This window comes from Ampullimonas aquatilis (genome assembly GCF_049675895.1).
GTDB classification, from domain to species: domain Bacteria; phylum Pseudomonadota; class Gammaproteobacteria; order Burkholderiales; family Burkholderiaceae_D; genus Ampullimonas; species Ampullimonas aquatilis.
The window spans coordinates 1,625,687-1,638,359 of the sequence record NZ_CP183834.1 but is presented as its reverse complement, the minus strand read 5'-3'; the positions used below and the strand labels follow the sequence as shown (position 1 = coordinate 1,638,359).

Annotated in this window: 9 protein-coding genes and 1 tRNA gene; 7 read left to right on the top strand and 3 right to left on the bottom strand. The window is 47.4% G+C overall.

From position 1 onward, the window contains the following. The first annotated feature begins 37 nt into the window (after positions 1–37). The 4 genes from ACMYR3_RS07570 to aceA all read left to right on the top strand — a co-directional run bounded on the left by ACMYR3_RS07570 (position 38) and on the right by aceA (position 2,627). A complete protein-coding gene (locus ACMYR3_RS07570) occupies positions 38–388 on the top strand; it encodes an integration host factor subunit alpha (RefSeq protein WP_424196043.1) in 351 nt (116 codons plus the stop codon). Between the two features lie 42 nt (positions 389–430). Continuing rightward, a complete protein-coding gene (locus tag ACMYR3_RS07565; RefSeq protein WP_424196041.1) occupies positions 431–898 on the top strand; it encodes a MerR family transcriptional regulator in 468 nt (155 codons plus the stop codon). A gap of 60 nt (positions 899–958) precedes the next feature. Next, positions 959–1,035 (top strand) — tRNA-Pro (locus ACMYR3_RS07560). Between the two features lie 302 nt (positions 1,036–1,337). Further along, positions 1,338–2,627 (top strand): isocitrate lyase, encoded by a 1,290-nt coding sequence (gene aceA / locus ACMYR3_RS07555; RefSeq protein ID WP_424196039.1) that lies wholly within the window; start codon positions 1,338–1,340, stop codon positions 2,625–2,627. Positions 2,628–2,971: 344 nt separating this feature from the next. Here the strand turns inward: aceA and acnB are convergent, their stop codons facing one another. The 3 genes from acnB to ACMYR3_RS07540 all read right to left on the bottom strand — a co-directional run bounded on the left by acnB (position 2,972) and on the right by ACMYR3_RS07540 (position 7,635). Next, positions 2,972–5,557 (bottom strand): bifunctional aconitate hydratase 2/2-methylisocitrate dehydratase, encoded by a 2,586-nt coding sequence (acnB, locus tag ACMYR3_RS07550; protein ID WP_424196037.1) that lies wholly within the window; start codon positions 5,555–5,557, stop codon positions 2,972–2,974. 131 nt (positions 5,558–5,688) lie between these two features. Continuing rightward, entirely contained in the window at positions 5,689–6,072 is a 384-nt protein-coding gene (locus ACMYR3_RS07545; protein ID WP_424196035.1) for a DUF2726 domain-containing protein, read from the bottom strand. A gap of 264 nt (positions 6,073–6,336) precedes the next feature. After that, positions 6,337–7,635: an EAL and HDOD domain-containing protein gene (locus ACMYR3_RS07540; RefSeq protein WP_424196033.1), complete on the bottom strand. Its 1,299-nt coding sequence runs from the start codon at positions 7,633–7,635 to the stop codon at positions 6,337–6,339. A 248-nt stretch (positions 7,636–7,883) separates the two neighbouring features. Here ACMYR3_RS07540 and flhB point away from each other — a divergent pair, with 248 nt between their 5' ends. The 3 genes from flhB to flhF are packed head-to-tail and all read left to right on the top strand — an operon-like array spanning position 7,884 to position 12,666. Further along, on the top strand, positions 7,884–9,053 hold the full coding sequence (gene flhB, locus ACMYR3_RS07535) for a flagellar biosynthesis protein FlhB (protein WP_424196031.1): 1,170 nt from the start codon (positions 7,884–7,886) through the stop codon (positions 9,051–9,053). 38 nt (positions 9,054–9,091) lie between these two features. Then, positions 9,092–11,194 carry a flagellar biosynthesis protein FlhA gene (flhA, locus tag ACMYR3_RS07530; protein WP_424196029.1) on the top strand — a complete coding sequence of 701 codons (2,103 nt, stop codon included), beginning with the start codon at positions 9,092–9,094 and terminating at the stop codon, positions 11,192–11,194. After that, on the top strand, positions 11,191–12,666 hold the full coding sequence (gene flhF / locus ACMYR3_RS07525; RefSeq protein WP_424196027.1) for a flagellar biosynthesis protein FlhF: 1,476 nt from the start codon (positions 11,191–11,193) through the stop codon (positions 12,664–12,666). Before flhA ends, flhF begins: the two co-directional genes overlap by 4 nt. Positions 12,667–12,673 lie beyond the last annotated feature (7 nt).

The window sequence follows — 12,673 nt, the reverse complement described above, 5'->3', positions numbered from 1 at the left end:
ATTGTTAATAATTTATCGTCATGAACTTCAGAGAGATATGTTGGTAATTGACCAAAAAATTAAGCAGTCAGCAAACCCGATCACGCTAACCAAAGCAGATCTTGCTGATTTGTTATTTGAGCAAGTCGGGTTAAATAAGCGTGAAGCCAGAGATATGGTGGATATTTTTTTTGACGAAATCCGTGATGCCCTGATTAGGGGGGAATATGTCAAATTATCAAGTTTTGGAAACTTTCAATTAAGAGATAAGCCAGAAAGACCAGGTCGAAACCCTCGAACAGGTGAAGTAATTCCCATTGAAGCTCGTCGTGTTGTGACTTTTCACTCTAGTCACAAATTAAAGCAGATGGTCCTAGTGTCAAATGATATGCCTTTAGAGCAAAATTGATTCTTTATTCAATTTCCATTCAGATTAAGACCATATTGAGCCATGTCTGAAAAAACAAATAAGCCCCAAGACGTGCCGAATTTACCCCCTATCCCAGCCAAACGCTATTTCACGATTGGTGAAGTAGGGGACTTATGTGGGGTCAAACCGCATGTTTTGCGTTATTGGGAACAAGAGTTTGTGCAATTAAAACCGGTTAAAAGACGGGGCAATCGACGCTATTATCAACATCATGAGGTATTATTAATTCGCCGTATTCGACAACTTCTCTATGAAGAGGGTTTTACCATTGTCGGTGCTCGCAACAAACTTGAATCTGGTCCTCATGATTCTGCAGAAACTACAATAACTCAACCATTTAGTGCCTCTGAAGATATTACAGAAACAGCAGAAGTTTCAACATCATCACAAGGCCAATTATGGCCGGAAATAAGCAGTCATGCTGCCGGCTTGAAAATAGAAGATGCTAGAGATTTTTTAAATTTATTACTGAAAATTTTGAGCCGATGAATTCATAGAAAAGGATTCAAATTGAATTTAAAGGCTATTTCAAGTTATAATCTAATGCTTCGGGGCGTAGCGCAGCCTGGTAGCGTACTTGCATGGGGTGCAAGTGGTCGGAGGTTCGAATCCTCTCGCCCCGACCAGGAAAACCAAGGGTTACCAAATCACGGTAACCCTTTTTCATGATAGTTTGAGTTTTCTTACAGTATTATTTCAAAAGCATTATATTTTGCATGGCATTGATACTTTTCTCATAATGAAAGCAATTGCTGCTTAGCAGTAATTTTGTGTTTCATCTACAAATCCTTCATTTCACAATATAAAATAAATTGCTAACCGATTGATTTAGTAAAGAATTAAAATATCCATACTGTCAACAATTTAATGTTGCTTTGCGCGAAAACTAGTTAGTATTGCGTATTCGATTTTTTTAAAGGAGAGCTAAATGAGCACAAGAGAAGCACAAGCTGCAGCTTTGAAACAGGAATGGGAAACTAATCCACGTTGGAAAGGTATTACACGTCCATATTCAGCAGAAGACGTTGTCAAACTGAGAGGTTCACTACCAATCGAGCATACGCTTGCTAAAGTTGGTTCGCAAAAACTGTGGAAACTCATCAACGAAGAACCATTCATCAATGCATTGGGTGCCTTGACTGGTAACCAAGCAATGCAACAAGTTAAAGCTGGCTTGAAAGCTATCTATTTGTCAGGCTGGCAAGTTGCTGGTGATGCAAACTTGGCTGGTGAAATGTATCCAGATCAATCTCTGTATCCAGCAAACTCAGTTCCACAAGTTGTACGCCGTATCAACAATACATTCCAACGTGCTGACCAGATCCAATGGTCAGAAGGCAAAAATGATGTTGATTTCTTTGCCCCAATTGTTGCTGATGCTGAAGCCGGTTTTGGCGGTGTACTGAATGCATTTGAACTGATGAAGGGCATGATTGAGGCTGGTGCATCGGGCGTTCACTTTGAAGATCAGTTGGCTTCTGTTAAAAAATGTGGTCACATGGGTGGCAAAGTATTGGTGCCAACCCGTGAAGCCGTTGAAAAACTGGTTGCTGCTCGTTTGGCTGCTGACGTGATGGGCACACCGACTGTATTGATTGCTCGTACTGATGCTGAAGCGGCCGATCTGTTGACATCAGATGTTGATAGCAACGACAAACCACATTGCACAGGCGAAAGAACCGTTGAAGGTTTCTACAAAACCAAACCAGGCGTAGAACAAGCCATTTCCCGTGGCTTGGCTTATGCACCATACGCTGATTTGATCTGGTGTGAAACTGGCAAACCAGATCTGGCTTTTGCCAAGAAATTTGCTGATGCAATTCATGCCAAGTTCCCAGGCAAAATGCTGTCATACAACTGTTCGCCATCTTTCAACTGGAAGAAAAACCTGGATGATGCAACCATTGCCAAATTCCAGAAAGAATTGGGCGCGATGGGCTATAAATTCCAGTTCATCACATTGGCTGGTTTCCATAGCTTGAATTACTCAATGTTTAACTTGGCTCATGGCTACGCACGTAACCAAATGTCTGCCTTCGTTGAATTGCAAGAAGCCGAGTTTGCGGCTGCTGAAAAAGGCTTTACAGCGGTTAAACATCAACGCGAAGTTGGTACCGGTTACTTTGACGCCGTTACTCAAACCATTCAAGGTGGTCAGTCTTCAACAACTGCATTGCATGGCTCTACAGAAGACGAACAATTCTTCGACAAGAAGTAATTACTAGTTAAATAATAAATGGCCCACAAGGCCATTTATTATTTATATAAATTACTTATAATTTATATTATGTTAAATCAAGGAAAACAAGAAAACGCAAGCAAGCGCTTAATTTCAAAAATAAGAACTGGCCTACTCAACGCTTTGAAGAAAGCATCAAAACGTTATCTCGTCTATTATTTTTGGAGGGTCCGCTCATTCATCGACCCAACTATATTCCATCAGCTATGGCTGTAAGATGACTATCCAACAGGATGTTTTTTCAACAGTGTCTTTGGTAAATTTAAGACAAAAAAAATCGCCATCACTTTTCATGATGGCGATTTAATTAGAGACTTAACTGGTTACAGAGTAACGCTGTCAGCCAATTCTTTAAAGTCACTGACTTGATCAAAGTTCATATATTTATAAACTTGTGATGAGTTCTTATCAAGAACACCAACTTCAGCCAGATACTCTTCTTTGGTAGGAATCTTGCCCAACTTTGAGCAAATAGATGCCAACTCAGCCGAACCCAGATAAACATTACTATTTTTACCTAAACGGTTCGGGAAGTTACGTGTTGATGTAGAAAATACCGTGGCACCTTCACGCACTTGTGCCTGGTTACCCATACACAATGAACAGCCAGGCATCTCCATACGAGCGCCTGCAGAGCCTAAAATACCGTAATGGCCCTCTTCAGTCAGTTGCTTCTGATCCATTTTGGTTGGTGGAGCAACCCACAATTTGACAGGGATATCGCGCTTGCCTTCAAGCAGCTTAGAGGCGGCACGGAAGTGACCAATGTTAGTCATGCAGGAGCCGATGAAAACTTCATCAATTTTTGCACCGGCTACTTCTGACATGGTTTTCACATCATCCGGATCGTTAGGGCAAGCAACAATCGGCTCATGAATATCTGCCAAATCAATTTCGATTACTGCGGCATATTCAGCGTCAGCATCACCTTTCATCAACTCTGGGGTTTTTAGCCAACTTTCCATAGCTTGAATACGACGACCCAAAGTACGGGCATCCGCATAGCCAGTAGCAATCATCCATTTCAGCAAAGTAATGTTGCTATTGATGTATTCAATGATTGGCTCTTTGTTCAAATGAACGGTACAGCCCGCTGCAGAACGCTCGGCAGAGGCATCAGACAATTCGAATGCTTGCTCAACTTTGAGCTCTGGCAAGCCTTCAATTTCGAGAACACGGCCTGAAAAAATGTTTTTCTTGCCTTGTTTTTCAACAGTCAGCAGACCTTGTTTGATTGCATATAAAGGAATGGCATTAACCAGATCACGTAAAGTGATACCAGGTTGCATTTTGCCTTTGAAGCGAACCAATACTGACTCAGGCATATCAAGTGGCATCACGCCAGTTGCTGCTGCGAAAGCAACTAAGCCGGAACCCGCTGGGAAGGAAATACCAATTGGGAAGCGGGTATGTGAATCACCACCAGTACCTACTGTATCAGGCAAGAGCATACGATTCAGCCAGGAGTGAATCACACCGTCACCGGGACGCAAAGCCACACCACCACGAGTACTGATGAAGTCGGGCAATTCATGGTGCATTTTCACATCTACTGGCTTAGGATAAGCGGCTGTGTGACAGAAAGACTGCATAACCAAGTCAGCGGAGAAGCCCAGGCAGGCCAGATCCTTCAACTCATCACGTGTCATCGGACCGGTAGTGTCTTGTGAGCCAACTGAGGTCATGCGTGGTTCACAATAGGTACCTGGACGAACGCCCTGTCCTGCGGGCAAGCCGCAGGCTTTACCAACCATTTTTTGCGCAAGACTAAAGCCTTTGCCTGTATCCGCTGGATTTTGTGGCAGACGGAACAAAGTGCTCACTGGCAAACCCAAGGCTTCGCGTGCCTTGGCAGTCAAACCACGACCAATGATCAATGGAATACGACCACCAGCACGAACTTCATCAAACAACACGTCAGACTTAACCTTGAATTCGGCAATCACATTGCCGTTTTTCAGTGCTTTACCATCATAAGGGCGCAATTCAATGACATCGCCCATTTCCATTTGGCCAACGTCCAATTCAATTGGCAATGCACCCGCATCTTCCATGGTGTTATAGAAAATTGGCGCAATTTTGCTACCCAAACACACACCACCAAACCGTTTGTTAGGTACAAAAGGAATATCTTCACCAGTAAACCAGAGTACTGAGTTAGTGGCAGATTTACGTGAAGAACCGGTACCAACTACGTCACCCACGTAAGCAATCAGATTGCCCTTTTCTTTCAGCGCTTCAATTTGCTTGATAGGTCCCACTTTGCTTGGCTCGTCGGGATTGATACCAGGACGTGGGTTTTTCAGCATGGCCAAAGCATGCAGAGGAATATCTGGACGTGACCAAGCATCAGGTGCTGGTGACAGGTCGTCAGTGTTGGTTTCACCAGTGACTTTAAAGACGGTAATCGTCAGGCTTTCTGGCAATGCAGGGCGGCTGGTAAACCACTCGGCATCGGCCCAGCTCTGCAAAACGCCTTGAGCATTGGCATTGCCTTTGTCGGCTTTTTCTTTGACATCATGAAATGCGTCAAATACCAGCAATGTTTTCTTGAGGGCTGCAGCGGCAAGGCCTGCAACCTTGTTATTGTCGAGAAGATCAACCAAAGGAGCAATGTTATAACCACCCAACATGGTTCCCAACAATTCTGTCGCACGCTCTTCGCTAAGCAGCGCAGATTTTTCAGTACCATGAGCAATCGCAGCCAGATAGGAAGCCTTCACCTTGGCAGCATCATCAACGCCTGCAGGAACCCGGTTGGTCAGCAAATCCAACAGAAAAGCTTCTTTACCAGCGGGAGGATTTTTCAGAAGCTCAATCAATTCAGATGTTTGCTGTGCAGACAGAGGAAGCGGTGGAATGCCTGATGCAGCTCGTTCTGCTACGTGAGCAAGGTAGTTCTCTAACATGAAAGTCCTTTAACAAGGTTTATGAAGGAAAAGTTTAGCCTTATATTATAAAGGCTATAGGGCAGGAAAATAAGACTGGGCACCCGAGATAAGTGATTAATGTGGTAGCAAAAATACCAGATCAGACTTATTTAGAACTTACTCAGTGTCGAATGAGGGGCGGTGAAAAAAATATACGAACGCAATGCTTCAATCGAAGGCATGCCTTGTAGATCATACTGAACAAAACGGATGCCAGCCGCACTTAAAATACGGTTTTTTCTGGCTATCTTCTGTCTTTTTAACGGATCTTTTTTCTTTTTATCTTCCAACTCGATCACTGCAAGAATTTTTGAATCACGACCACAAATCACAAAATCACAATGCATTTTGTCAATTTTATTCATGACAACCCGACGATTTTTGCCTTGCAGTTTGGGCGTGATGATTTGCTTCAGTCCCACTTGAGAAAAGACTAAATCATCCGGAAATGCGTCACGCAGGCGATAGTAAAACGCCTGTTCCATGGCTGTCATGATGGGTCTGGATTTGAATTGAATCCGATCAATTGTGCGATCAAGATCGTCATGCTTTCTGAGCGTACCCAGGAGCATAAAGATAACAATCAACAACAGCAAAATAATCAGAACTGGAATGGGGATCATAAACTTGCCTAATTGCGCAGTAACGATCCCGATTTTGCAAGCCAGACACTTGCAAAAGAAGGAAATAATCTACAAATCAAAAATGTATGCCCAATCCTCCCGAAAAAACCGGCAGGATCAGGCATTCGTTCTGTTTTACTTGATAGCTTCTTCCGCCCAAGCCATTGCTTTGAGGTGGCTATCCGCCACCAATTGCATCAGCTTTTCGTCGGAGGGTGGATAGGCACCCTGCTCTGTGGTTGGTAACTCGCAATATTCGGCCAGTTTCAAACTGACGCCCAATGGCCCTGCCCGACTAATCAATGCATTGTTGACATCATCTGGCAAATGAATGCCAGCCAGCGCATCCAGCATCGGCACACCTAAAATCTTGTCCAACAGTGAAAACAACCCGGTGAGAAAGGCTTGTTCCGGGTTTGTTTTGCATTGCTCTTCGTGGGCCAACAGCTCCATCATCCGGCCACGAGTCAAAGATGCCCGCAACAACAATACATTGGCGGGATGCTTACTCGCTGCAATCAGACGAATACTCAACCAGCGCATCAATTTTTGATAACCCAGAATTTGCAATGCGCGCTGATAGGAGGTGATTTCAGCGGCAGCACCAAAAGCGGCTGAATTCACGTATCGGAGCAAGTTGAAAGACAAAGCTGGATCACGTTTGATCTTTTCTTCAATTTCAGTCAGATCCGCCTGTTTTTGAACCAATCGAATCATGATCAGAATATTTTGCTGGGCCGATTCAATCGCCCTGGCCGTACTGGTAATCGGTTGTGCGTAGAACGGTCCTTGAAATGCCTTATAGCCTGCAGCACCCATCAATTTGAATTGATCCGGTGAAGCAATATGCGTGGCCACCATTTTTAAATTAGGTAAAACCGCCAGCTTCTTGGGCAGCGCCACCAACTTGGCTTCTGGTAAGGAGCGCGTATCAATCTTTAAGTACTGTGTGTAGCGCAATAGCTCTAGAAAAGGTTTTTCCAGAGCATATTGGTTGATCGCCAGCTGGAAACCACGATTTTTCAGTGCAATGATCTGCTCTTTCAGTACGTCGTAATCTTCCTTGTCGTAATCTGGTGGCAATGCCAAATCAATGACAACGCGATCTGGAGAAACATAATCCTCAAAATCAGGCACGATGTCCTCTGGCTCGCAAGCCACGAATGCCAATGCGTTACCCAATAACGCATCAATGGACACGGCGCTCAGACTATCAAACAGGGTCACCATCGAATTGCCATTGGTCTTGATGATGGCGGCCTCACCATGCGGATGGTGCGAATAATTTCGAAAATCGAGTTCGTAGCCTACCAGGGTAAATTTGTCATTAAAAATTGGCTGGCGTTTAATTAATGTGGTCTGACCAACTTTGGGAACCTCAACTTCAGGGTCCACACTCTGTTCATTGGCGATGACTTCCCAGGCATTATTCATGGATATCACTTCTTCAAGATAAATTAAAAGACTTCAGCTCTTTATCGGCACTTGCACAGCATTCATTAAGTCGTTTTGATGCCTTGTTGCGCCAACTAAATCACCTTTGCTGTCCTGATATCAGGATTCTGCGCGTTTTGAAAATTCTCCATCCTTTAAATAAGCAGAAATATCCGCTCTATTCGTAGCTTGGCTTGGCATGACCTGCGTCAATAATGCTTTCATCAATCAAACCATGTAACCAGGATATGGCAGAAGACAACGATCAGGAACGCAACCTACCCGCCTCGGAGCGCAAGCTCCAGAAGGCGCGTGAAGAAGGTCAGATTCCCCGCTCCAAGGAATTGGCTTCCGCAGCAGTGATGCTCGCGGCAGCTGGTGTCATGTCTTTTTCTGGTGACTGGATGACAGCGCAGCAAGGTGGATTGATTCAATCCGGCTTGCGTCTGGATCGTCAAACCATTTTTGATAGTGGCGCCATGATGAATCATCTGGGCACACTGCTCTGGTCAGGTGCAGTATCTGGCCTGCCGTTACTATGTTTTTGCATGGTGGCAGGTGTCGCTGGCTCGATTGCCATCGGTGGCTGGAACTTCACCAGCAAAGCCTTTATGCCCGACTTTGGCCGACTCAACCCCATGAAGGGGCTGGGCAATATGTTTTCCATGCGCAACGGTGTGGAACTGATCAAGGCCTCATTAAAAGCAGCCTTACTCGGTGGCATTGGTTTTGGTCTGGCCTGGAGTCAACGTGACACGTTCATCATGCTGGCTACCCAACAACTGGGCGAAAGCCTGGCCACTTTAGGACGTTTGCTGGTGGGTGACTTATTAATGCTGGCCGCCAGCCTGGTGCTCATTGCTGCACTCGACGTGCCGTTCCAGCTCTGGAATCACTATCGTCAGATGCGTATGTCCTTGCAGGAATTGAAAGAAGAATCAAAAGAATCCGAAGGTGATCCACATGTCAAGGGACAAATCAAGCAGCGCCAGCGTGAAGCAGCGCGCCGCCGCATGATGTCAGCCATTCCGCAGGCCGATGTGATCATCACCAACCCAACCCATTTTGCCGTTGCCTTGCAGTACGCCGATTCCATGGGTGCACCACGCGTGGTTGCCAAAGGTACCGATGAAGTTGCACAAAGAATTCGTGAACTGGGCAAGGAGCATGATGTGCCCTTGCTCGAGGCACCACCCTTGGCGCGTGCACTCTATAAACATACCGATATTGGTGATGAAATTCCGGCTGCGCTCTATAACGCTGTAGCTCAGGTGCTGGCCTATGTATTTCAATTGCGTCAATACAAACTGGGTCAGGCTGATCGTCCCGATGCACCACAAAAAATCACTGTGCCGGATGGGTTTGATCCTTATGCCACAAACTCGACCGCCAATCCCGCCACAGCTCAACCAGCTTAATTATTCTTCATCATTAAAACCTAAAGATCAGCCAGAACATGAATCCATCCCCAATCAACAACCTGCTGCAACGCTTTGTCTCCGAAGGCAATATGGCGGTGTTGCGCAATATGGGTGGTCCCATTTTCATCATCATGATTCTGGCCATGATGATTCTGCCACTGCCACCCTTCATTCTGGATTTGCTGTTCACATTCAATATTGCCCTGGGTCTGATGGTCTTGCTGGTCAGCATGTACACCACCAAACCTTTGGAATTTGCGGCTTTCCCAACGGTGCTATTGCTGACGACCCTGTTGCGTTTGTCATTGAACGTGGCATCGACTCGGGTGGTATTGATCAACGGTCACACCGGCCCTGATGCGGCAGGTAAAGTCATTGAAGCCTTTGGCCATTTTCTGGTCGGTGGCAATTTTGCCGTGGGTCTGGTGGTGTTTGCGATTCTGATCGTAATCAACTTTGTGGTGGTAACCAAAGGTGCAGGCCGAATTGCTGAAGTGTCCGCCCGCTTTACCCTGGATGCCATGCCGGGCAAGCAAATGGCGATTGATGCCGACCTGAATGCAGGCCTGATTGCAGAATCAGAAGCACGCCGTCGTCGTACCGAAATCGCCCAGGAAGCCGATTTTTACGGTGCCATGGACGGTGCCTCAAAATTTGTTCGGGGTGATGCGGTTGCCGGTATTTTGATCTTGTTCATCAACATCATTGGTGGTCTGGCGATTGGCTTGTTGCAACATGATCTGTCTTTGGCAACCGCTGCCAACAACTACGTATTGCTGGCCATTGGTGACGGCTTGGTGGCACAGATTCCCGCCCTGGTGATCTCCATTGCCGCGGGTCTGGTGGTATCACGGGTGGGCGATGATATTGATATCGGCAGCCAGATCGTCAAACAACTGTTCAACTCGCCACAGGCCTTGAGTCTGACCGCCGGCGTGATTGGCATGATGGGTCTGATCCCGGGCATGCCCCATGTTTCCTTCTTGTCATTGGCCGGTTTGACAGGCTGGCTCAGTTATTCATTGGCTAAAAAGCAGAAGGAAGAAGCCCAGCAAGCCACTGCACAAAAGGTACAGGAATCTTTACCTAAGCCTGAATCCACCGATGCCAGCTGGGAAGATCTGCAGCCGGTTGATGTGATTGGTCTTGAAGTTGGCTACCGACTGATTCCTTTGGTCGATAAATCACAAGATGGCGATCTGCTGAAACGTATCAAAGGTCTGCGCAAAAAATTTGCTCAAGAGATTGGCTTTTTGCCACCCGTTGTTCATATTCGTGACAACCTTGAACTCAAGCCCAATGGCTATCGCATCCTGCTCAAAGGCGTGGTGATTGGTGAAGGCGAAGTCTTCCATGGCTTATTCATGGCCATCAACCCTGGCCGTGTCAGCGCCCAATTGCAAGGCACGGCAGCCAAAGACCCGGCCTTTGGTTTACCGGCCGTCTGGATTGAAGCCAACCAACGTGATCTGGCAGTGACTGCCGGCTATACCGTGGTTGACCCGGCAACTGTGGTCGCGACCCACATCAACCACATCATGCAGACGCAAGCCGCAACCTTGTTAGGCCGTGCCGAAGCCCAAGAACTGATTGATCATGTCGCCAAGACTGCGCCCAAACTGGTGGAAGATCTGGTACCCAAACTCATTTCGCTTTCCACCGTTCAACGTGTCTTGCAAAGCCTGCTGGATGAAGGCGTTCACATTCGTGATATGCGTACCATCATTGAAACGTTGTGTGAGCATGGCGGCAAAACCCAGGATCCGGCCGATCTCACTGCGCAAGTTCGAATTGCCCTGGGCCGTGCCATCGTGCAAAGCATTGCCGGTTCCACTGGCGATTTGAATGTAGTGGTCTTTGATCCCGATCTCGAAAAAATTCTCAGTCAGGCCTCAGTCAATGAAAGCCTGGGTCTGGAGCCAGGCTTGGCCGACCGCATCATGCAAGACACCGCACAAGCGGCGCAACGTCAGGAAACTATTGGCCACCCACCCTTGTTGCTGGTACCAGACCGTTTACGCCTGCCAATGGCGCGTCTTTTCAAACGTTTTTTACCGCGACTGCGTGTCTTGTCGCACAGCGAAATCCCTGAATCTCGAACTATCCGTGTTGGTGTAATGATTGGAGCTAAATCATGATCTTAAAAAAATATACTGGAAAAACATCACGTGAAGCCTTACGCAAATTGCGTGAGGATCTAGGCGAAGACGCCATGGTCATCTCTACCAAAGAGCTGGCCGACGGCGTGGAAATCATCGCCATGAAAGAGGCCGATGCTGTCGACGTCATGGCACAAGGTGGTCATGAACCAAGACCAGCTCACTCAGCGGCAAATCCTCCGCAACGTGCTGCAGCCACCAGCCCAGCACCAGCTAATGTGATGGTCGATGGTCTGCGCCCCAAAGTCATCAGCGACCCATTGGTGCAAGCATCGCATCAAGATGAAGGCGAGGCCAATCTGCAAGCCAGTTTGGCGGCGTTTGCAGCGCAAATGGCCGAGAAGCAGCGCTCCAGTTTTGACAAAACCCAGACCGTGGCGCATGAAGGCCTGGTCAATCTGGCTGCCAAAGCACCAGCCGCCAGCTTTCAGTCAGCACCACGGGTGATGAAACCCACTGCGGCAGCCAGCCAACTGACCATTGCCACCGCACCCGGCATGAATGAAGCCGCCTTGATGAATGAGATCAAGGCCATGCGCAATCTGATGGAATCTCAATTTGGCTTGATGGCACTGCGTGAAGACATGAACCGCAACCCATTAAAAGCGCAACTCTGGAAAGATCTGGTCAACGCTGGTTTTTCCCCTGATTTTGCCCGTACCGCATTAAAAAGCCTGCCTGCCGACTACAACGCAACCGAAGCGCGCCGCTGGATTGCCGAAGTCATCGCCATCAATCTACCGATGGCCCGCACTTCTACTACCGAGCCTGATCTGGTTGACATTGGCGGCACCTATGCGCTGGTTGGTCCAACCGGTGTTGGCAAGACCACTACCACCGCCAAACTGGCCGCCCGTTGTGTGGTGAAACACGGTGCGCAGTCATTGGGTTTGATTACGACTGACAGCTATCGGGTTGGCGCGCAAGACCAATTGCGCATTTACGGCAAGCTGCTTGGCGTGCATGTCTTTACTGCCCAGACGCCCAATGATTTGCTCTCCATGTTGGCGCTCATGGCCAATAAGCATATGGTGTTGATTGACACCGTGGGCATGGGTCAACGTGATGGCCGCCTGGCTGAACAGATTGCCTTTTTGGGCCAGCACAACGTCAAACGTTTGTTGCTCCTGAACAGCTCGGCCCATCCTGAAACCTTGGATGATGTGGTCAGCGCCTACAAAGGCGCGGGCGCACATGCCGCCAATCTGGTCGGCACCATCCTGTCCAAGCTCGATGAGAGCGTCAAGCTCGGTGGCGTCCTCGATGTGGTCATGCGCAACAAACTGCAATTGCATTACGTGACCAATGGTCAGCGCGTACCAGAAGACCTGCATCCCGCCAACGCCCTGGCCCTGACCGAAAAAGCCCTGGCCTGTGCCAAGGCACATCGCAGCAGCGCCTTTAGTCTGGCTGACAGTGAATACGATCTCACTTTCTCTAACCTCGCTTGATTGATGC

Bases quoted from the DNA above. Each gene is read 5' to 3' on its own strand.
- ACMYR3_RS07565 (WP_424196041.1), top strand. From the start codon at position 431: ATGTCTGAAAAAACAAATAAGCCCCAAGACGTGCCGAATTTACCCCCT.
- flhA (WP_424196029.1), top strand. From the start codon at position 9,092: ATGAATCCATCCCCAATCAACAACCTGCTGCAACGCTTTGTCTCCGAA.
- aceA (WP_424196039.1), top strand. From the start codon at position 1,338: ATGAGCACAAGAGAAGCACAAGCTGCAGCTTTGAAACAGGAATGGGAA.
- acnB (WP_424196037.1), bottom strand. From the start codon at position 5,557: ATGTTAGAGAACTACCTTGCTCACGTAGCAGAACGAGCTGCATCAGGC.
- flhB (WP_424196031.1), top strand. From the start codon at position 7,884: ATGGCAGAAGACAACGATCAGGAACGCAACCTACCCGCCTCGGAGCGC.
- ACMYR3_RS07545 (WP_424196035.1), bottom strand. From the start codon at position 6,072: ATGACAGCCATGGAACAGGCGTTTTACTATCGCCTGCGTGACGCATTT.
- flhF (WP_424196027.1), top strand. From the start codon at position 11,191: ATGATCTTAAAAAAATATACTGGAAAAACATCACGTGAAGCCTTACGC.
- ACMYR3_RS07540 (WP_424196033.1), bottom strand. From the start codon at position 7,635: ATGAATAATGCCTGGGAAGTCATCGCCAATGAACAGAGTGTGGACCCT.
- ACMYR3_RS07570 (WP_424196043.1), top strand. From the start codon at position 38: ATGTTGGTAATTGACCAAAAAATTAAGCAGTCAGCAAACCCGATCACG.